The sequence below is a fragment of the Pseudomonas sp. TE3895 genome, assembly GCF_056278855.1.
In genome coordinates this window covers 2,255,362-2,276,462 of record NZ_JBWBQE010000001.1, presented here as the reverse complement: position 1 = coordinate 2,276,462, position 21,101 = coordinate 2,255,362, and the positions used below count along the sequence as shown (strand labels likewise).

The following is a 21,101-nucleotide window of genomic DNA, read 5'->3' as shown; positions in this document are numbered from 1 at the left end:
GCAGTGGCAGCTGTACGCGACAAATAACAATAGCGACATGGGTGACCAGGGAGTTTCCTCAACCGGAATCGGCAATTACCGATTCATTACGGTGACAGGAACAGCGCTGAGGTTATACGGCCCCTGCACCGGGGCGTGATTTGCGACATGGAAATACTTAAAAGCGACACGGTGAAAAAGTTCCGCAAAGAGTGCTTATAGCCATATCGCCAACAACAGTCTGCGTGCTATACATTTTCGCCGACATAACAAGAAAGAGCTGCCCCATATAACTAAAAGACTTGGACGCAGCGGTACTCTTCCTAAAAACCAAAGGAGCAAATCACGATGCGCGTGATGAAGTGGAGCATGATCGCCCTGGCCGTTTCGGCAGGGACCTCGCAGTTGGCAATGGCCTCGGCACAGGACGAGTCCAAAGGTTTCATCGAAGACAGCAAGCTGAGCGTCAAGACCCGCATGCTGTATTTCAGCCGTGACTTCCGCAACAACGAAGGCGGTCAGAGCCGTCGCGAAGAAACCGGCCTGGGCTTCGTCGGCACCTTCGAGTCCGGCTTCACCCAAGGCACCGTGGGTGTAGGTGTCGACGCCATCGGCATGCTCGGCCTGAAACTGGACAGCGGCAAGGGCCGTGCCGGTACCGGCCTGTTCCCGACCGGTTCCGACGGCCGTTCGCAGGATGACTACTCCAAGGGCGGCGGCGCGGTCAAATTCCGCATCTCCGACACCGTGCTGAAAGTGGGTGACCAGTTCACCGCGCTGCCGGTCTTCGCCACCGATGACAGCCGCCTGCTGCCAGAAATCGCCCAGGGCACCCTGATCACCAGCAACGAGATCGAAGGGCTGACCCTGCACGCTGGTCACTTCACCAGCCTGACTGCCCAGGAACAAACCAACCGCGACAGCTTCGGCCTGAAGGAAGCCAACGTGGTCGGCGGCACCTACGCCTTCACCGACAACCTCAGCACCAGCCTGTACTACTCGAAGGTTGAAGACTACTGGCGCAAATACTACGCCAACGTCAACTGGGCGCTGCCAATCTCCGACAATCAAGGCCTGGTGTTCGACTTCAACATCTATGACACCAAGAGCGAAGGCTCTGCCGAGTACCGCGCATTCGATGGCGAGAAGCTGGACAACCGCGCGTTCAGCCTGTCGGGCGCCTACAACATCGGCGCTCACACCTTCACCCTGGCCTACCAGAAAGTCACCGGTGACGGCGACTATGGCTATGGTATCGACGGTGGCGGCACCATCTTCCTGGCCAACTCCGTGGCCCGCTCCGACTTCAACGCCGAAGACGAGAAATCCTGGCAGGCTCGCTACGACCTGAACTTTGCCGAATACGGCATTCCAGGCCTGACCTTCATGACCCGTTATGTACGCGGTTCCGACGCCAACGTCGCCGGCACCACCAACGGCAAAGAATGGGAACGCGACGTCGACATCAAGTACGTGCTGCAGGAAGGCCCGGCGAAAGACCTGAGCTTCCGCGTGCGTCAAGCCACCTACCGTTCTTCCGATGGTGTCTACTACGATTCCCCATCGATCGACGAACTGCGCCTGATCGTGGAGTACCCGCTGAGCATCCTGTAAGCCTGGCTTGCAGTGCCCCGCACCTGAAAAAGCCCGGCAATCACGCCGGGCTTTTTCTTGGCTGACAAGTGTCACGCCCTGGGGCATCCTGTACGCCTTCGTTTCCCCCCCGTACAATGCGGGGCTATTTCAACGTCTTAGGCAATCGACACGGCTAACCATGCGCACCAGTCAATATTTGCTCGCCACCCAGAAAGAAACCCCTGCCGACGCAGTGGTCATCAGCCATCAGCTCATGCTGCGTGCCGGCATGATCCGCAAACTGGCCTCCGGCCTGTACACCTGGCTGCCGATGGGCTTGCGGGTAATGCGCAAGGTCGAAGCCGTGGTGCGTGAGGAAATGAACGCCGCCGGCGCCCTGGAGGTGCTGATGCCGAGCATCCAGCCCGCCGAGCTGTGGCAGGAATCCGGTCGCTGGGAGCAATACGGCCCTGAGCTGCTGCGCCTGAAAGACCGCCACCAGCGTGACTTCTGCGTCGGTCCTACCCACGAAGAAGTGATCACCGACCTGGCCCGTAACGAGCTGTCCAGCTATAAACAGCTGCCACTCAACCTGTACCAGATCCAGACCAAGTTCCGTGACGAAATCCGCCCGCGCTTCGGCCTGATGCGTGGCCGCGAGTTCATCATGAAGGACGCCTACTCGTTCCATGCCGACCAGGCTTCCCTGCAGGAAACCTACGACCGCATGCACCAGGCGTACAGCAACGTGTTCACCCGCCTGGGCCTGGACTTCCGCCCTGTGCAGGCCGACACCGGCTCGATCGGTGGCAGCTACTCGCACGAGTTCCACGTGCTGGCCGAGTCCGGCGAAGACGACGTGATCTTCAGCGACAGCTCCGACTACGCCGCCAACATCGAGAAAGCCGAGGCTATCCCGCGTGAAACCGTGCGCCCTGCCCCTACCGAGGAGCTACGCCTGGTCGACACCCCGAACGCCAAGACCATCGCCCAGTTGGTGGAAAACCACGGCCTGCCGATCGAAAAGACCGTCAAGACCCTGATCGTACGCGGTGCCGAAGAGGGCAAGCTGATTGCCCTGATCGTCCGTGGCGACCACGAACTGAACGAAATCAAGGCCACCAAGCTGGAACAGGTTGCCGACCCGCTGGTCATGGCCACCGAAGCCGAACTGCGCGACGCCATTGGCGCCGGCGCCGGCTCGCTCGGCCCGCTCAACCTGCCACTGGAAATCATCATCGACCGCTCGGTTGCCCTGATGAGCGACTTCGGCATTGGCGCCAACATCGACGACAAGCACTACTTCGGCGTCAACTGGGAACGCGACCTGCCGGTGCCACAGGTTGCCGACCTGCGTAACGTGGTCGAAGGCGACCCAAGCCCGGACGGCCAGGGCACCCTGGTGATCAAGCGCGGCATCGAAGTGGGCCACATCTTCCAGCTGGGTACCAAGTACAGCGAGGCATTGAAATGCCAGGTACTGGGCGAGAACGGTAAGCCGGTGGTTCTGTCGATGGGCTGCTACGGCATCGGCGTTTCCCGCGTGGTCGCCGCGGCCATCGAGCAGAGCTATGACGACAAGGGCATCATCTGGAACGACGCCCTGGCCCCGTTCCAGATCGCTCTGGTGCCGCTGCGCTATGAAACCGAGGTGGTCCGTGAGGCAACCGACAAGCTGTACGCCGAACTGACTGCTGCCGGCTTCGAAGTGCTGCTGGACGACCGCGACAAGAAGACCAGCCCAGGCATCAAGTTTGCCGACATGGAGCTGATTGGCATCCCACACCGCATCGTCGTCAGCGATCGCGGCCTGGCCGAAGGCAACCTGGAGTACAAGCACCGCACCGAGCAGGACGCCCAGGCGTTGCCGCTCAATGAAGTGCTGACCTTCCTGCAGGCCCGCGTTCGCCGCTGATAACCAATGCACGAGTGATCATGTACAAGCGAAGTACCTTTACCCTTGGGGGCGCCGCACTGTGCGGCGCCCTGCTCGTCAGCGGCTGCGCCAACCAAATGTCCCAGCGCAGCGACCATGAGGAGCGCGTCGAGCGCAAACTGCTCGAGCACACCCTGCAGATCGATGTCGGCGAGCCGAAGGTGATGGAGCTTCCGCAGCGACGTGTGCGCGTGCATGAGCAAAAGCGCTTCGAAGTGACCGAATTCGAAGTGACCCGTCGCTATGACCGCTATACGCCTTACCAACCCTGGCGGGAGATCTACGAGATCCCGCTGGGTGCAGTGGCCGTGGTGGCGGGTGTCGGCGCCAATGTGGTCAACGTCTTCGCCTTGGGCAACCTGCCGCAAAGTATCACCCACGACTGGCTCAGCTATGGCGTGGATGGGCTCAATCCGTTCATGAACGTGCCATCCAACGGCCGCGCCCAGCAGAACCTGGCCGGGATCAGCGAAGTGCAGAAAGGCCAGCGAGAGGAATCCACCAGCCTGCCCTGGAGCGAGCGCCTGGTCGAGGTCAAGGCCGGCAAGATGACCCACGAGCTGACCACGGACCGCAACGGCGTGCTGCGCCTGAACCTGCTCGACAGCCCGTTCTCCGAGCAAAACCTCAACCACGTCGGCACCCTGCACCTGCAAGTACTTGACGAGGACAATGCGGTACGAGGCGATGCCAGCCTGTTGGTCAGCGCTACCCTGCGCAATAAGCTGCTCGAAGCCCATGAGCTGATCTTCGATGACCTCGAAGATGATGATGTCGGCCAGTGGGTGCACCGGGTCAAGCGCCTGTCCGAACTGGGCCTTGAAGAGGAAGCCAGTGAAATGGAACAGAGCCTGATCGAGCTGACCCGCAACGATCCGGAGCTGCAACAGGAGTTCCTGCAGTCGCTGACCAAGGCCACTGGCCGGTTGGTGGCGGATCCAGGCGTGCATTAATAGAAGGGGCTGCATTGCAGCCCCTTTCATTTAGGCGGGAACAGCTCCAGCTGTTCATGTGCGCCCCGCAAGTCACGCAACCTCACCCCTACCCCTAGCAAGCGTACCGGCTTGCCGCCACGGGCGAACGCCTGCCCCAGCAATTGCCGATAACTCTCAAGGTCCCGGCCGGCCCCGGCTTGCTCCATGGTGGTCTGGCTGAAGTCATGGAACTTGACCTTGACGAACGGCTTGTCTGGCCGGTAACTGCTGTCCATTCGGGCGATGCGTTCGTTCAGGCTAGCCAGCAGCTCTGGCAGCCGCGCCAAGCAACTGGCCAGGTCTGGCAGGTCGGTGTCGTAGGTGTTTTCCACACTCACCGACTGGCGTCGGCTGTCGTTATGCACCGCACGCTCATCGATCCCCCGTGCCAGCCCCCACAACCGCTCGCCAAAACTGCCGAACTCGCGCACCAATGCCAGCCGTGACCACTCACGCAAATGCAGGCAGGTTTCGATGCCCAGCCGCGTCAGTTTGTCGGCCGTCACCTTACCTACCCCATGCAACCTGGCCACCGGCAAGGCTGCAACGAACGTTTCCACTTCATTGGGAGTAATCACGAACAGCCCGTTGGGTTTGCGCCAGTCACTGGCGATCTTGGCCAGAAACTTGTTAGGCGCCACGCCAGCCGACACGGTGATATGCAGGGTGCGGGCAACACGCCGGCGTATATCCTCGGCAATGCGCGTGGCGCTGCCCGAATACCACTGGCTGTCGCTGACATCCAGATAGGCTTCGTCCAGGGACAAAGGCTCGATGAGCTCTGTGTAGTCGCGAAAGATCGCGTGGATTTCCCGCGAGGCCTCACGGTAGGCCTCGAAGCGCGGCTTGACGATCAACAGATCGGGGCAGAGCTTCAGCGCATGCCGCGATGACATGGCCGAGCGCACGCCATAGGCACGCGCTTCATAGTTGCAGGTGGCGATTACCCCGCGATGGTCGGGCGAGCCCCCCACCGCCATGGGGCGACCGGCCAGGCGCGGGTCGTCACGCATCTCGATCGCAGCGTAGAAACAATCGCAGTCGACGTGGATGATCTTGCGCAAGGACATGGACGACCGTCAGCACTGTAAATTCATACAGATAGTATCGCATGCGCCCTCCTCTGAAACAGCTCACCTGCTTTGCTACATGATAATCGGCCTGAAAGCCCCGCCGTGACTGAGCTGTACACTGTTATGAAGCGCTAAGGGTTTGAACAAAAAAGGTTTTTCCAAAACAATTGCTTGACATCAGTGCGTAAATCCGTAGAATTCGATCTCACAGGCGCGGGATGGAGCAGCCTGGTAGCTCGTCGGGCTCATAACCCGAAGGTCGTCGGTTCAAATCCGGCTCCCGCAACCAGATTCGAGAAAAGGCCACTGTTAACGCAGTGGCCTTTTTCTTTGCCTGTTAAAAAGCCTTTTCGAAAAAGCCTCGAAAAATCAAAGCCTAGCGCTTGACATATAAACTACACGCTGTAGAATCCGCCCCACTGACGCGGGATGGAGCAGCCTGGTAGCTCGTCGGGCTCATAACCCGAAGGTCGTCGGTTCAAATCCGGCTCCCGCAACCAGATTCAAGAAAAGGCCACTGTTAACACAGTGGCCTTTTTCTTTGCCTGCTGATAAGCATTCGCGAAAAAACGTCGAAAAATCAAAGCCTAGCGCTTGACATACAAACCACACACTGTAGAATCCGCCCCACTGACGCGGGATGGAGCAGCCTGGTAGCTCGTCGGGCTCATAACCCGAAGGTCGTCGGTTCAAATCCGGCTCCCGCAACCATATTCGTCAGAACAAACCCCGCCTGTGTAAAAGCAGCGCGGGGTTTGTTGCTTTATACCTCCCTGACTTTCGTCGCCTCGATTTCCCCTCCTCATGCCAACCCGCAGGCTTGAGATGTCGTGCCCAGGATGAACTATCTTTAACCCTGCCAAGCCGCTGCAAACGCCTGAGGCCGGAGTAACATTGGATACGTTTTCCAAAGGGACTTTCACTTGGCCGCACCTTTCCTTCACCTCGCGCTGCATGCCCGGGGCAACTCATGACTTCGCACAATCCCGAACCTCCGGTGCCACTCGCTACGGCGCTACCCGGTGCTGTGCAGCGCCTGCCCCTACTCGAACGCCTGAGTCGCTACCGCCAGCCCATAGGCCTGATGGTGACCCTGTTACTGTTCACGATGGCCTTGATTGCCTGCCGCCACCTGCTGAGCGAGCTGGACATCTATGCCTTGCACGATGCCATGCTCAGCGTGCCCACCCAGTCATTGCTGGGCGCCTTGCTGGCAACGGTGATCGGCTTTGTGATCCTGCTGGGCTACGAGTGGTCGGCCAGCCGCTATGCGGGCGTGAAACTGCCAGCACGCAGCCTGGCACTGGGCGGCTTCAGCGCCTTTGCCATCGGCAACGCCATCGGCCTGTCGATGCTCTCTGGCGGCTCGGTTCGCTATCGCCTGTACGCACGGCAAGGGCTTGGTGCTGGCGAAGTCGCACGCATGACCGTGTTTGCCAGCCTGTCACTGGGCTGCGCGCTGCCGCCCCTGGCCGCCTTGGCGACATTGAGCAACCTGCCGGCGGCCTCGACAGCGCTCGGGTTGGCGCCCGGCCTGCTGGCAGCTGTTGCCAGCGCCGTGCTGGTGGTGTCTGCCTTACTGGTAATTGGCTTGTACCGCCGACGCCTGGCCGAGCAACCGGCGGCCAATAACCTGCTCGTTCAACTGGGGCGGCGCACACTTCGCCTGCCGGATGCACGCCTGGCGGCCCTGCAATTGCTGATAACCGCGCTGGATGTGGCGGCGGCGGCCACCGTGCTCTACCTGTTGCTGCCCGAAGCCCCTCCTTTCGGCGCGTTCGTGCTGGTGTACCTGCTGGCCTTGGCCGCGGGCGTGCTCAGCCACGTACCGGGCGGCGTCGGGGTGTTCGAAGCGATCCTGCTGGCGGCCTTTGCCGACCAGCTCGGTGCCGCACCGCTGGCGGCTGCCTTGCTGCTGTACCGGCTGATCTATGTGGTGCTGCCACTGCTGCTGGCCTGCGTGTTGCTGCTGGCCAATGAAGCCCGACGCCTGCTGTTTGCGCAACAGGCCATCAAGGCCGCTTCAGGTCTGGCCGCACCGATCCTGTCGATTCTGGTGTTCCTGTCCGGCGTGGTGCTGCTTTTTTCCGGTGCCACGCCCGAGATAGATACGCGCCTGGAGCATATGGGTTTCCTGGTGCCACACCGGCTGATCGACGCCTCTCATTTCGGCGCCAGCCTGATCGGTGTGCTATGCCTGCTGCTGGCCCAAGGCCTACGCCGGCGCCTGTCCGCCGCCTGGCTACTGACCACCGTGCTGTTGCTGGTCGGCGCCCTGCTGTCGCTGTTGAAGGGCTTTGACTGGGAAGAGGCTTGCCTGCTGACCTTTACCGCCGCCCTGCTCGCGCTGTTCCGCCGCTCGTTCTATCGCCCCAGCCGACTGCTGGAGCTGCCCTTCTCGCCGGTTTTCCTGGTGGCCAGCGCCTGTACGGTGGGCGCATCAGTGTGGCTTCTGCTGTTCGCCTACCAGGATGTGCCTTACAGCCATCAGCTGTGGTGGCAGTTCACCCTCGATGCCGACGCGCCACGGGGCCTGCGCGCCGCCATGGGCAGTGCCTTGCTGCTGGCTGCCGTGGCACTGACGTGGCTGCTGCGCACAGCGCCGCCAGTGATCCACCTGCCCGATGAAGAAGAGCTGCAACGCGCCAGCCGCATCCTGCAGGCCTCCGACCAGCCCGACGGCGGCTTGGCGCTGACTGGCGACAAGGCGTTGCTGTTCCACCCGCGTGGTAACGCGTTCCTCATGTACGCCCGGCGCGGCCGCAGCCTGGTGGCGCTGTACGACCCGATAGGCCCGGCCCAGGAACGCGCCGAGATGATCTGGCAGTTCCGCGACCTGTGCGACCTGCACCACGCACGCCCCGTGTTCTACCAGGTACGCGCGGAGAACCTGCCGTTCTACATGGACATCGGCCTGACCGCATTGAAGCTCGGTGAAGAAGCCCGGGTCGACTTGCGCCGCTTCGACCTTGAAGCCAAAGGCAAGGAGATGAAAGACCTGCGCTACACCTGGAACCGCGGCGGACGCGATGGCCTGAGCCTGGAGATCCATGAGCCCGGCCACGCCCCGTTGGCTGAGCTGAAGGAAATTTCCGACGCCTGGCTCGGCGGTAAAAACGTGCGCGAGAAAGGCTTCTCGCTGGGGCGCTTCAGCCCAGACTACCTGCAGCACTTCCGCATAGCCCTGATTCGCTTCCAGGGCCGCCCGGTAGCCTTCGCCAACTTGCTGGAAACCCATGGAAACGAGCTGGCCAGCCTCGACCTGATGCGTGCGCACCCCGAAGCGCCAAAGCTGACCATGGAGTTCATGATGATCGGCTTGATCCTGCACTACAAAAGCCATGACTACGGGCGTTTCAGCCTGGGCATGGTACCGCTGTCCGGCCTGCAACCCAGGCGCGGCGCCCCCTTGACCCAGCGCTTGGGTTCGCTGGTGTTCCGCCGTGGTGAACAGCTTTACAACTTCCAGGGGCTTCGACGCTTCAAGGACAAGTTCCAGCCGGACTGGGAACCCCGCTACATGGCCGTGCCAGCCGGGCTCGACCCGCTGGTGGCACTGGCCGACACCGCCGCCCTGATTGCAGGCGGCCTGACTGGATTGGTGAAACGCTGATGACCCGACGCTTTTGGTTGTACCTGCTGGTTCCCCTGCTGCTGGCAGCCCTGGGTGGTGCGCTGGCCTTCTGGCTGTGGACGCGCCCGGCCCCCGAGGCGCGCCTGGAGCAAATGAGCATCAATGACACCAGCATCATCCGTGTTACCCCTGGCGTGCACCCCAAGGCCCGGGTGGCCATCGGCGTGCCACAAGACCAGGCACTGACGGGCAAGCAACTGCTCGACCTGAGCCAGGCCGGTGAAGCCCAGCTGGTACAGGTGATTCTGCCGCCTGGCGACTGCAGCAAGCAGCAACAGGCCATGGACCAGGCGCTGACCCAACTGCAGGAAAAACCGACCTTGGTCGCCGGCATCGGCCCCGGTGCCACCCAGGCCTGGCGCTGGCTGGCCAGCCAGAACGATGACAAGGCGCGGGCCATTTCCGTGGGCTTCACCCTCGAACAGCCTGACTGCCAGGCACCGCTGCCCAAATCGGCTGCCCATGGCCACTGGAACGTCGCCTGGAACGACAACCCGGATGACGCCAGCGCCGCCTTCGTGCGCGACCAGGCCAACGCCGAAACCAGCATCAGTGACTACGACATCCACTTGCCACAAGTGCTCAAGGCGCAACTGACCCAAGCACTGGTCGGCCGCGACGGTAACGCACTGGCCATCCCGGTGGTCGAAGTGCCGGCCGGGCAAACCACAGACACGGTTACCTTGTTCCTCTCTGGTGATGGCGGCTGGCGCGACCTGGACCGCGACGTGGCCGGGGAAATGGCCAAGCTGGGTTACCCGGTGGTGGGCATCGACACGCTGCGCTACTACTGGCAGCACAAGACCCCGGAACAAAGCGCCGCCGACCTTTCCGAGCTGATGCATCACTACCGGCAGAAGTGGGGTACCAAGCGCTTCGTATTGACCGGCTATTCGTTCGGCGCCGACGTGCTGCCGGCGATCTACAACCGCCTGCCCGTCGAGGACCAGCAGCGTATCGACGCGGTGGTGCTGCTAGCCTTTGCGCGCAGTGGCAGCTTTGAGATCGAGGTCGAGGGTTGGCTGGGCAAGGAAGGCCAGGAAGCGCCAACCGGGCCGGAAATGGCCAAGCTGCCAGCGTCCAAGGTCGTGTGCGTATATGGCGTCGAGGAAACCGACGAGAGCGGTTGCACGGAAAAGACTGCAGTAGGTGAGCGCCTGAAACTGCCTGGCGGGCACCACTTCGACGAGAACTACCCGGCACTCGCCAAGCGGTTGATTGGCGAAATCGAGACGCGCCAGGGCAAGACCAGCGTAGCTGAGCAGAACTGACAAGGCTCAGGGCCGCTCTGCGGCCCTGAGCCTGCTGTATAAACCGATTTAGATCTCGACCTGCGTCCCCAGCTCGATCACCCGGTTCAACGGCAGGTTGAAGAAGCGCAAGTTGCCGTTGGCATTTTTCAGCAAGAACGCGAACAGGTTGCCACGCCAGCGCGACATCCCCTCCAGCCGTGACGCGATCACCGTCTCGCGGCTGAGGAAGTAGGTAGTGCGCATTGGCGTGAAGTCCAGGTCATCCAGATGACACAGCTTCAACGCGGCAGGCACGTCCGGCTCATCCATGAACCCAAAGTGCAGCAACACTCGGAAGAATCCGTCGCCATAGGCTTCCACCTCGAAACGCTCATGTTCCGGTACCCGCGGCCGGTCTTCGCTGACCACAGTCAGCAGCACCACCTGGCTGTGCAACACCTGGTTGTGCAACATGTTGTGCAACAGCGCATGCGGCACGGCATCGGAGCGTGCCGTCAGAAACACTGCAGTCCCCTCGACCCGGTGCGGTGGCTGAATGCGGATGCTGCTGATGAACAATGGCAATGGCAGGGCACCTTCATCGATGCGCTCGACCAGAATCTGCTTGCCGCGCTTCCAGGTGCTCATCAGCAGGTACAGCACACCACCGGCCAACACGGGGAAGGCACCACCCTGGACGATTTTCGGCACATTGGCGGCGAAGAACAGCCCGTCGACAAACAGGAAGCCGACCAGAATCGGCACTGCAAGCAGCGGCGGCCACTTCCACAGCAGCAGCATCACCGCGGACACCAGGATGGTGGTCATCAGCATGGTACCGGTGACCGCAACCCCGTAGGCTGCCGCCAGAGCGCCCGAGGACCCGAAGCCGATGACCAGCAGCACCACACCCACCATCAGCGTCCAGTTCACTGCACCAATGTAGATCTGCCCCTGCTCGTCGCTTGAGGTGTGCTGAATCTGCATACGTGGGATGTAGCCCAGCTGAATGGCCTGACGGGTCAGGGAGAAGGCCCCGGAAATCACCGCCTGCGAAGCGATAACCGTGGCCATGGTGGCCAGCCCGACCAACGGCAGCAGCGCCCAGCCCGGCGCCAGCAGGTAGAACGGGTTGCGCGCGGCCTCCGGGTTTTGCAGCAGCAGTGCACCCTGGCCAAAATAATTGAGCACCAGCGCCGGGAGCACCAGGATGAACCAGGCCCGGGCAATCGGCTTGCGGCCAAAGTGCCCCATGTCGGCGTACAGCGCCTCGGCACCGGTCAGCGCCAGCACTACCGCACCCAGAATGGCCACGCCAATACCGGGGTGCACCACGAAGAAGTTGACTGCCCAGCCCGGGTTGAACGCCTTGAGTACTTCCGGGCTCTGCGAGATGCCATGCACACCCAGCGCGCCCAGCGCCACGAACCAGGTCACCATGATCGGACCAAACAGCTTGCCGATCTTCTCAGTGCCATGTTGCTGCACCAGGAACAGCGCCACCAGCACCACCAGCGAAATTGGCACCACCCAGTGGTCGATGCCATCGAAGGCCAGGCCCATGCCCTCCACCGCCGACAGCACCGACACCGCCGGGGTGATCATGCTGTCGCCATAAAACAGCGAAGCGCCGATCAAGCCACAGATCACCATCAGCGTGCGCAGCCGCGGGTACGCCGCCGTGGCCCGCCGCGCCAGAGCGGTCAACGCCATGGTGCCGCCCTCCCCCTGGTTATCGGCACGCAAGATGAACATCACATACTTGAATGACACCACCCACAACAACGACCACAGGATCAGCGACAGGATCCCCAGCACGCCATCATGGTTGACCGACACCCCGTAGCCGCCGGTAAAGACTTCCTTGAGGGTATACAACGGGCTGGTGCCGATATCGCCATAAACTACCCCGACCGCCGCCACGAGCAGGCCCACCGACCGTGACGCACCCTGCTTCCCCTCGTGCCCGCCCTCAGCGTGACTGCTTGCCTGAACCATCGACCACTCCCGCAAACGGCCATCACGGCCCTTGGTAATCAATCTGCCACCAGGCCCTGGAAGGTACCCCGGCGCAACGGCGCGAAGCATAGCGCAGCGTTCGTCGTATTTCTGCTGGTCAAGCGCCCTTGCGCTCGCTAGAATTGCGCACTTTTTGATCAGAGGCGCCAAAAGCGCCCGTCAAGTTCGCCCCCGATTCCGGCCGGGCGACCTGTATTCAATACCGAGGTTAGTCATGTCCACCACGCCCGCCACCCCCAAGGTAGGTTTCGTAAGCCTGGGTTGCCCAAAAGCCCTGGTCGACTCCGAGCGCATCCTGACCCAGCTGCGCATGGAAGGCTATGAAGTCGTACCCACCTACGAGGACGCCGACGTGGTGGTGGTCAACACCTGCGGCTTCATCGACAGCGCCAAGGCCGAATCGCTGGAAGTGATCGGCGAAGCCATCAAGGAAAACGGCAAGGTGATCGTCACCGGCTGCATGGGCGTCGAAGAAGGCAGCATCCGTGACGTGCACCCAAGCGTGCTGTCGGTCACTGGCCCGCAGCAGTACGAGCAGGTAGTCAACGCCGTTCACGAAGTGGTGCCGCCGCGTCAGGACCACAACCCGCTGATCGACCTGGTGCCGCCACAGGGCGTCAAGCTGACCCCGCGCCATTATGCCTACCTGAAGATCTCCGAAGGCTGCAACCACAGCTGCAGCTTCTGCATCATCCCGTCGATGCGCGGCAAGCTGGTCAGCCGCCCGGTGGGTGAAGTGCTGAGCGAGGCCGAGCGCCTGGTCAAGGCCGGGGTGAAGGAAATCCTGGTGATTTCCCAGGACACCAGCGCCTACGGCGTCGACGTCAAGTACAAGACCGACTTCTGGAACGGCCGCCCGGTGAAGACCCGCATGCTCGAACTGTGCGAAGCACTGAGCAGCCTGGGCGCCTGGGTACGCCTGCACTATGTGTACCCTTACCCGAACGTTGACGACGTGATCCCGCTGATGGCTGCCGGCAAGATCCTGCCGTACCTGGACATCCCGTTCCAGCACGCCAGCCCGAAAGTGCTCAAGTCGATGAAGCGCCCGGCCTTCGAAGACCGCACCCTGGCGCGCATCAAGAACTGGCGCGAGCAGTGCCCTGAGCTGGTGATCCGCTCCACCTTCATCGTCGGCTTCCCGGGCGAGACCGAGGAAGACTTCCAGTACCTGCTGGACTGGCTGACCGAAGCCCAGCTCGACCGCGTGGGCTGCTTCCAGTACTCGCCGGTGGAAGGCGCCCCGGCCAACGACCTGGGCCTGGCCGAAGTACCGGACGACGTCAAGCAAGAGCGCTGGGACCGCTTCATGGCCCACCAGCAGGCCATCAGTGCTGCCCGCCTGCAATTGCGCATCGGCAAGGAAATCGACGTGCTGATCGACGAAGTCGAAGAACAAGGTTCGGTTGGCCGCAGCTTCTTCGATGCACCGGAAATCGACGGCAGCGTGTTCATCGATGGCGACCATGGTTTCAAGCCAGGCGACAAAGTGCGTTGCCGTGTGGTGGATGCCGACGAATACGACCTGTGGGCTGAACCCATCTAAAACGGCTGAAGCCTGCAAAGCCCCTGGCCCGGCGTTCTCGATAGGGAATGACCGGCGCAGGGGCTTTTTTGTCAGAACGTGTGAAACAGCATCAGGCCGCCCTCGGCATCCGGGCTGGCATCCGAGAAGCCTTTGACTGCATAGAGTTGGACTTTCCACTGCTGGTTGAGCTTGTGGGTAAGGAACAGGGTAAGCTCCTTGATCTGCGCCCCGGTCGAGACCACTTTCTGCCGCCAATCGTAGGAGGCGCCGGCCGAAGTACCGACCGCCACCGGCAGGGCAAAGCCGAGACTGGCAAATACCGGGTCATCGAAGTCGCTATCGGGCGGGTCACCGAACTTCTTCCAACCCAGCGTCGCGAAACCGGTGACCGGGCCAAAGCCCTTGGCTATGTCGACCTGGGTGGTGTAATCGTACTGGCCGGTGCCCAGGCACTGGTCTTCATCAGCGGTAGGGAATTTGACCTTGCCGATCAGGTCCAGCATCAGGCCGCCGTCACGACCATCGAGCAGTGCATAGGCGGCGCTGGCAACCGTGTCACCCAACCCGCTTTCCACGTCTCGGCAACCACCGGGCAAGGGGTCACCATTGGGGCCGACTTCGGGGTTGGTGATACGCAACCAAGGCACGGTAACTTTGTAGGTCATGGGGCCGCTCTCATACTTGCCAACCACCGGCACATACCAGATTTCCGAAGTGGTGCCGGTACCATAGTCGCCACTCGAATAATCCATGCCAATGGCGGCACTGAAGGTATCGGCCAGCGCCGACACGCAGGTGCACGAGAGCAAACAGGCAAACAGAGGGAGCGTGGGTCTCATTTGCAACTCAGTACTCTTTCGGGAAGCATGGCCAGACTTACCCAGCCTAGTTGGCTAACGCCCGGATCGCTCTGGATGCTCGACTTTTTCCACCGTCTCTGCCTTTTCCGGCCTCTCCACCTTTTCAACTTTCTCTGGTAACTCCACCTTTTCGACCCGTTCAGGCTTTTCTACTTTTTCTACTTTCTCGGGCTTCTCGACTTTCTCGACTTTCTCGACTTTCTCGACTTTCTCGACCTTCTCGACTTTCTCGACCTTCTCGACTTTCTCGACTTTCTCGACTTTCTCGACCTTCTCGACCTTCTCGACCTTCTCGACCTTCTCGACCTTCTCGACCTTCTCGACTTTCTCGACCTTCTCGACCTTCTCGACCTTCTCGACTTTCTCGACCTTCTCGGGCTTCTCGACCTTGTCTACTTTTTCGACCTTTCCGGTGTTTTCGACTTCGACCTTCTCAACCCGATCGGAGCCTCCACTCTTACTGCGCGTCGATTGCTCCAATGCGTCGAGGTGTACCGACTCTCCCGACTTGTCACCACTGCCATGGTCACTGGAGCCGTCAACGGCACTGCGCCCACTGTGATCATCGCTGTTTTCATCGCGATCGTTGGCCCCATCGCTTGCGCCATGACCGCTGCTGGAGCCGCCGGAGCTGCTTCCGTCATGCTCACCACCGTGCCCCGACTGGCTTCTGTCAGGATTGTCGACACGGTCGTCCTGGAATTCCACGCGGGTTGCCCGCAGCTCGTGAGTTCCATTGAGCACCCCGCTCACCCGCACACGTTGATCAAGCGCCAACGCCGCTGGCTGCCGACCGACAATTACGGTGCCCTGCCCCAATGTCACATTGAGACCTGCAACCACCAACTGCCGAGCTTGTGTGCGCTGTACCAGCCCTTCAACCACCGCCTGCTGGACACGACCAGCAAAAGGCAGGCTCGGGTCTGGACGGGTTTGCGCCACTTCAAGCTGGCGCCCGGTCCACTGGCCGCGCACCAGCACCTCACGTGCAGGCGCCACACGGGTACCCAACTTCAACCCCTGAAGGCTGCCAGTGCGATCAACCGCGCCGATGGCGCTGGCCTCCCTCAGCCCCGGTGCCCGTTCGATACGGGTCGCCACGACTTCTCCCTGGGCATCGCGCAGGCCGCTGACCCTCACGGGCTCACCTGGGCGCAACCCTTCAGCTACCCGCGCGCCAGCGGCCAGCCGCACGGGTTGGCCCATGACCCGCAGCGGGGCCGAGGCATTGGGCAGCGCCGTCAACGGCCCTTCGAAGACGTTGAGGATCGAAATGCGCCCCGCTTGCAGGCCGCGCTGGGTGGCGAATGCCTCCACCGCCACCACCTGCCCGATCGCCAGGTGACCACTGCTGGCAGGCGCACCGTTTTCACTCACCGGTACGTCCTTGCCATAGTGCACTTCCATGCCATTGACGCAGATCGAGGCGAAGCCGGTGATGGTACCGACGATGCCTGTACCCCCAGTACCACCCGGGCGCAGGATCGGCGTACCGGTATCACCTACATCACCGTGGCGCTGATCAAAGTAGGTGCCGTCCACACCCTCCGCCACCGCGCCTGTGCCGCCTGTACCACCCGGGCGTTGCTGGACTGGGGCACCGGTGCCACCGACGCCGCCATTTTCATTGCGCACACCGGTGCCGCCCATACCGCCGGGAAACTGCAGGCCTGCGGCACCGGCCATACCCATCTCGTCACGGCTGACACACACCGGCGCTGCGGCCACCTCGGCCGGGGCCATCAGGTTCCCCCCGAAAACCAGGGCAAACATGACAGCACTGAGGTAGCGCACAGGAAGTGTCATGGGCCGGGTGTCTTCGACGGATCGGAATCGGTAGCTTCAGTGTAGAAATAAAGCCCGACAGTGATGCGCTGACGTTGTTCGATACCGGGCTCATCAGCACTCTCCAACGCTGCTGCAAGCCGGCTGAAGGCAAGTAGTGTCTGCATGCCATCCTTGGCTACCACATCTCGCAAATGCTCGACGCTGGCCGGGCTCAAGGCATCGTAGTGCACGCTACGCTCAAAAAATGGCGGGCCTTCGCCGCTGAGGTTGTGCACCGCCGCACAGGCATGGTCATGCAGGTTGTGGCCGAAGTACGCAGCCTTTTCATCAAAACCCTTCTGTGGCACGAATGCATGGGCTTCCAGGTGCACGCAATCCTGCTCATCGAGCCGCACGACGCCCAGGCGCAACCATTCGTCCAGCACCACCCGGCCGCGGATATCGGTGCTGACCTTGGCGACCAGCGCGTCGAATGAACAATCGCCGCCCACACTGGCTAGCCGCGCAAGCGCCCTCGCCTGGCCGGGTGCCGAGCAGAATGGTGGGGTGTTGGTCCATACATTGACCAACTGTGCACCTAGCGTGATGTTATCCGGCAGGGCCGCAATTGCAGTGTCACCCTCATTACGCAGCCGCCGGACATCTTTACGATGTACGCCGGTAAGCAGGCTGATGCGGCTATCGGTTGGCGCGGTGTCGTTCAGGCGAAACTCGCGATGGGCCACATCGACGAACACCTCCTTGAGCAGGTCGGTGAACATCGTGTAGGTAACCCCTTTGCGCAGCATCAGGCGCACCAGCGGGCGCATCACACGCCGCAGCGCACTCAGCATCGACGGGGGTAAGACAGGCGATTGCATCGAGGGCATTCCTTGACAGAGGCACCCAGTATAAGACGCGGGAATTAATCCCACGCAAACCGCAATCATATCCCGGCATGGACGAGGAAAAAGCTGTCAGCGCTCATTGGAAATGACGTGATAAAGGCAAGACAGGCCAGAACCTGCTCATACAAAACCCGTCCGCTGGGTTTTGTATGGGCCACTTCGGGTCAGCGCCAATCAGCTTCTGCTGTTGTCATCCCCGGCCTCGCCGCCGGCATGAACACCGTGGTCATCACCCGGTTCGCCACCCACATGGTTGCCGTGATCGTCACCAGCTTCACCACCAACATGATTGCCGTGATCATCGCCAGGCTCACCGCCGACATGATTACCATGATCATCCCCGGGTTCCCCACCCGCGTGATTGCCATGATCGTCACCCGCTTCAGCATGGTTGCTGCTGCGCCCAGCGTTTGAATTACCGTCGTGGCCACTGCCGCTGTTGCCGGCATGGCCCCCACCGTCACCGCCGCTGCCGTGGCCACCACTTCCGCTTCCGCCACCATGGCCACCGCCGCCACCACTTCCACCGCCACCGTGGCCACCGCCACCGCCGCTTCCACCGCCACCGTGACCACCGCCGCCGCCACTTCCACCGCCACCGTGGCCACCGCCGCCGCCACTTCCACCGCCACCGTGGCCACCGCCGCCGCCACTTCCACCGCCACCGTGGCCACCGCCGCCGCCACCGCCACCGCCACCGCCACCGCCACCGCCATCTTTAGCGTAGGCACTGGAGCCATGAGAAATCGAGTCAGGGATCAAGGCAATGGACATCGACAACACGCCAGCTACAGCAGCCGCGAGTAAAGCCTTCTTGAACAGCAGGTGGATTTGCATAGTCCGTCTCCAGGTCTTCGCCACGAGAACGCCAAATCAGTCAGTAATCTTGCTTCAGATTGAACTTATATTTACGTGGGATTTTTTCCCACGCTTAATTAATAGACCGTCACCCCCCAGGTCTCAAGCGCTAAGCGAACAAGCCGACCGGTGGTTGGCCTGCTATGTTTTCCCTATCGCCCCAGAGGAACACCGGCATGGCTGCGCTACTGACGCTGCAAACCCCGCGCTTGTGCGACTACAGCGAGCTGGTACAGGTGTGGGAGGATTCAGTACGCGCCACCCACGACTTTCTGCCAGAGAGCTATATCCTGCTACTGCGCGAACATGTGCTGCGCCGCTACCTCGACGCAGTGATGCTGATCTGCTGCAAGGACCGCCAGCGCATCTGTGGTTTCGCCGGTGTCGCCAACGGGCGGGTGGACATGCTGTTCGTCGCACCTGGCTACCGTGGCCAAGGGGTAGGCAAGCGCCTGCTGCGCTATGCCATCAATGAGCTGAATGCCGAGTACCTTGACGTCAACGAACAGAACCCGAAAGCGCTGGGCTTCTACCTGCATGAAGGTTTCGAGGTCATCGGCCGTTCGGAAACCGACGGCCTGGGCCAGCCCTATCCTCTGCTGCACATGAGGCTAATGCGCACACTGCCTTGAGGCGGCGCCTGAATGTGCCGCGCTATGTGTCCAAAATGGCGCATCTGACACAGATTCCCATCATCTACCGCTTGCAGGCAGGTACAATGGAGGCCTTTCCCTGCCTTGCGAATTGCCCCATGTCCGAACCCGTCCGCCTGTCCAAACGCCTCATCGAGCAGCTCGGCTGCTCCCGCCGCGAGGCCGAGCAGTACATTGAAGGAGGCTGGGTAACGGTCGATGGCGTGGTGGTCGAGCAGCCGCAGTTCAAGGTTGAGCAGCAGCGCGTCGAACTGCTGCCGGGCGCCCGTGCCGAAACCCTGGAGCCAGTGACCCTGCTGCTGAACCAGCCAGCCGGCATGGACAGTGAAGACGCCCGCGCCAGCATGAACATGGGCAGCCTTAGCGAGGCCCACCGCGAAGGCGTGCGCGCCCTGCACGGGCATTTTGCCCGGCAGGCCTGCGTGGCACCGCTGGAGCGTGGCGCCAGCGGCCTGCAGGTGTTTACCCAGGACTGGCGGGTATCCCGCAAGATCGAGGCCGACCTGCGTCGCCTGGAGCAAGAGTTCATCATTGAAGTGCGCGGCGAAACCACCCCCCAGGCGCTGGAACGCCTGGCGCGTGGGGCCATGCGCAATGACCGCGAGTTGCCCAAGGCCAAGGCCAGCTGGCAGAACGAGACACACCTGCGCATGGTGTTGAAAAACCCACAACCAGGGCAGATTTCCGAGCTATGCGCCTACCTGCGCCTGGAGCTTTTAGGCATGCGACGCATTCGCCTGGGTGGTGTGTCGATGGGCAAGCTGCCCTTGGGCCAATGGCGTTACCTGGCTACCTCCGAACGTTTCTAAGCAATACGCCGCGCCGGAACGCGCGGCACCTGAACAGGATTCTGCTGCAATGAACCACAACGACGTCCTGCGCAGCCTGCGCTACATGCTCAAGGTGAACGACGCCAAGATGGCCGAGATCATCGGGCTCTCTGGCCTCGAAGTGCATCCTCTGGTGCTGGCCACCTACCTGAAAAAAGAAGAAGAGGAAGGCTTCGTGCGCTGCCCTGAACGGGTGATGGCGCACTTCCTTGACGGCCTGGTGATCTACCGCCGAGGCAAAGACGATAGCCGCCCGCAGCAGCCGATCGAGCTGCCGGTAACCAACAACCTGATCCTCAAGAAGCTGCGTGTGGCCTTTGAGCTCAAGGAAGACGACCTGCACGCGATTCTCAAGTCGGTCAACTTCCCGGTCAGCAAACCTGAGCTCAGCGCGCTGTTCCGCAAGGCTGGCCACGACAACTACCGCCCGTGTGGCGACCAGTTGATGCGCAACTTCCTCAAGGGCCTGACCCTGCGCGTGCGCGGCTGAGTGGCCATGCAGCATACGGTTGTCCCGGTCGGCATCGTCCACTCCTGTTTCAAGGAAAAGTTCGCCATTCCGCGCCAGCCGCAGCTGGCGCCTGCCGCCCGTGGCGTACTCGAACTGTTGCCGCCGTTCGATCAAGGTGACGCGGTCGAAGGGCTGGAGCAGGTCAGCCATGTCTGGCTGCTGTTCCTGTTCCACCAGGCACTGGAGGAAAAACCACGCCTGAAAGTGCGGCCTCCGCGTCTGGGCGGCAACAAGAGCATGGGAGTGTTCGCCACCCGCGCCACCCACCGGCCCAACGGCATCGGCCAGTCGGTGGTACGCCTGGAGGGCGTGGAGCCCGGGCGCCTGCTGCTGTCCGGGATCGACCTGCTCGACGGCACGCCGGTGCTGGATATCAAGCCGTATGTGCCCTATGCCGACAGCATCGCTGGCGCCAGCAACCAGATGGCCAACGCAGCGCCTGTGGCAATTGCCGTGCAGTGGGCGGACAACGCCCTGATCCAGGCCCGCGAGCATGCGCTGCGTTTGAATGAGCCGCTGGTGCAACTGATCGAGCAATGCCTGGCGCAGGACCCACGGCCGGCCTACCAGATACCACCGTCCGAGCGGGTGTACGGGGTGAAGTTCTGGGATGTGCAAGTAAGGTGGCATTACCCACAGCCGGAGGAGATCCGGGTGTTGGAGGTGGTACTGGGCTGAGGGCCACCGCATCGCCCTGTGTGGAAGCGGCCTTGCGTCGCGAAAGGGCTGCACAGCGGCCCCAAGATTTCAGCCATCCTGCAAGG

The 21,101-nt window shown here is 61.8% G+C and carries 16 protein-coding genes and 3 tRNA genes; 13 read left to right on the top strand and 6 right to left on the bottom strand.

The annotated features are described in order from the left end of the window. The first annotated feature begins 327 nt into the window (after nt 1-327). From ACZ889_RS10240 to ACZ889_RS10230, 3 genes are all read left to right on the top strand, one after another. On the top strand, nt 328-1,593 hold the full coding sequence (locus tag ACZ889_RS10240) for an OprD family porin (protein ID WP_012051471.1): 1,266 nt from the start codon (nt 328-330) through the stop codon (nt 1,591-1,593). 160 nt (nt 1,594-1,753) lie between these two features. Continuing rightward, on the top strand, nt 1,754-3,469 hold the full coding sequence (locus ACZ889_RS10235; protein WP_004575745.1) for a proline--tRNA ligase: 1,716 nt from the start codon (nt 1,754-1,756) through the stop codon (nt 3,467-3,469). Nucleotides 3,470-3,489: 20 nt separating this feature from the next. Beyond that, nucleotides 3,490-4,443, top strand: a complete 954-nt coding sequence (locus tag ACZ889_RS10230) for a hypothetical protein (protein ID WP_003254789.1) — start codon at nt 3,490-3,492, stop codon at nt 4,441-4,443. 26 nt (nt 4,444-4,469) lie between these two features. Here ACZ889_RS10230 and dinB read toward each other — a convergent pair whose 3' ends face one another. Next, a complete protein-coding gene (gene dinB, locus ACZ889_RS10225) occupies nt 4,470-5,528 on the bottom strand; it encodes a DNA polymerase IV (RefSeq protein ID WP_180690154.1) in 1,059 nt (352 codons plus the stop codon). 221 nt (nt 5,529-5,749) lie between these two features. Here dinB and ACZ889_RS10220 point away from each other — a divergent pair. From ACZ889_RS10220 to ACZ889_RS10200, 5 genes are all read left to right on the top strand, one after another. Next, nucleotides 5,750-5,826 (top strand) — tRNA-Met (locus ACZ889_RS10220). 134 nt (nt 5,827-5,960) lie between these two features. Next, a tRNA-Met gene (locus tag ACZ889_RS10215) sits at nt 5,961-6,037 on the top strand. A gap of 134 nt (nt 6,038-6,171) precedes the next feature. Next, a tRNA-Met gene (locus ACZ889_RS10210) sits at nt 6,172-6,248 on the top strand. Between the two features lie 259 nt (nt 6,249-6,507). Continuing rightward, nucleotides 6,508-9,150 carry a bifunctional lysylphosphatidylglycerol flippase/synthetase MprF gene (gene mprF / locus ACZ889_RS10205; protein WP_003254792.1) on the top strand — a complete coding sequence of 881 codons (2,643 nt, stop codon included), beginning with the start codon at nt 6,508-6,510 and terminating at the stop codon, nt 9,148-9,150. Next, on the top strand, nt 9,150-10,442 hold the full coding sequence (locus ACZ889_RS10200) for a virulence factor family protein (protein ID WP_476257353.1): 1,293 nt from the start codon (nt 9,150-9,152) through the stop codon (nt 10,440-10,442). Before mprF ends, ACZ889_RS10200 begins: the two co-directional genes overlap by 1 nt. A 48-nt stretch (nt 10,443-10,490) precedes the next feature. Here the strand turns inward: ACZ889_RS10200 and ACZ889_RS10195 are convergent, their stop codons facing one another. Next, a complete protein-coding gene (locus tag ACZ889_RS10195) occupies nt 10,491-12,401 on the bottom strand; it encodes a potassium transporter Kup (RefSeq protein ID WP_012051466.1) in 1,911 nt (636 codons plus the stop codon). Nucleotides 12,402-12,636: 235 nt separating this feature from the next. Here ACZ889_RS10195 and rimO point away from each other — a divergent pair, with 235 nt between their 5' ends. Beyond that, nucleotides 12,637-13,968, top strand: a complete 1,332-nt coding sequence (gene rimO / locus ACZ889_RS10190; RefSeq protein WP_108078123.1) for a 30S ribosomal protein S12 methylthiotransferase RimO — start codon at nt 12,637-12,639, stop codon at nt 13,966-13,968. 71 nt (nt 13,969-14,039) lie between these two features. Here rimO and ACZ889_RS10185 read toward each other — a convergent pair whose 3' ends face one another. From ACZ889_RS10185 to ACZ889_RS10170, 4 genes are all read right to left on the bottom strand, one after another. Continuing rightward, entirely contained in the window at nt 14,040-14,789 is a 750-nt protein-coding gene (locus tag ACZ889_RS10185) for a hypothetical protein (protein ID WP_012051465.1), read from the bottom strand. A 54-nt stretch (nt 14,790-14,843) separates the two neighbouring features. Then, nucleotides 14,844-16,616, bottom strand: coding sequence for a DUF5666 domain-containing protein (locus ACZ889_RS10180; protein WP_476257352.1), 1,773 nt, complete (start codon nt 16,614-16,616; stop codon nt 14,844-14,846). Beyond that, the gene (locus ACZ889_RS10175) at nt 16,613-17,458 is read right to left on the bottom strand and encodes a DUF6502 family protein (protein WP_003254799.1); all 846 of its coding nucleotides are present in this window, start codon (nt 17,456-17,458) and stop codon (nt 16,613-16,615) included. Before ACZ889_RS10175 ends, ACZ889_RS10180 begins: the two co-directional genes overlap by 4 nt. A gap of 191 nt (nt 17,459-17,649) precedes the next feature. Further along, nucleotides 17,650-18,225: a hypothetical protein gene (locus ACZ889_RS10170; protein ID WP_476257351.1), complete on the bottom strand. Its 576-nt coding sequence runs from the start codon at nt 18,223-18,225 to the stop codon at nt 17,650-17,652. A 294-nt stretch (nt 18,226-18,519) separates the two neighbouring features. On the opposite strand from ACZ889_RS10170, the gene ACZ889_RS10165 reads away from it, so the two are divergent. The 4 genes from ACZ889_RS10165 (at nt 18,520) to tsaA (ending at nt 21,015) form a co-directional block, all read left to right on the top strand. Further along, a complete protein-coding gene (locus ACZ889_RS10165) occupies nt 18,520-18,975 on the top strand; it encodes a GNAT family N-acetyltransferase (RefSeq protein WP_180688705.1) in 456 nt (151 codons plus the stop codon). 119 nt (nt 18,976-19,094) lie between these two features. Further along, nucleotides 19,095-19,805 (top strand): rRNA pseudouridine synthase, encoded by a 711-nt coding sequence (locus ACZ889_RS10160; RefSeq protein WP_010952344.1) that lies wholly within the window; start codon nt 19,095-19,097, stop codon nt 19,803-19,805. A gap of 49 nt (nt 19,806-19,854) precedes the next feature. Further along, entirely contained in the window at nt 19,855-20,316 is a 462-nt protein-coding gene (locus tag ACZ889_RS10155; protein WP_003254807.1) for a YehS family protein, read from the top strand. A gap of 6 nt (nt 20,317-20,322) precedes the next feature. After that, nucleotides 20,323-21,015 carry a tRNA (N6-threonylcarbamoyladenosine(37)-N6)-methyltransferase TrmO gene (tsaA, locus tag ACZ889_RS10150; protein ID WP_180688706.1) on the top strand — a complete coding sequence of 231 codons (693 nt, stop codon included), beginning with the start codon at nt 20,323-20,325 and terminating at the stop codon, nt 21,013-21,015. Nucleotides 21,016-21,101: the final 86 nt, after the last annotated feature.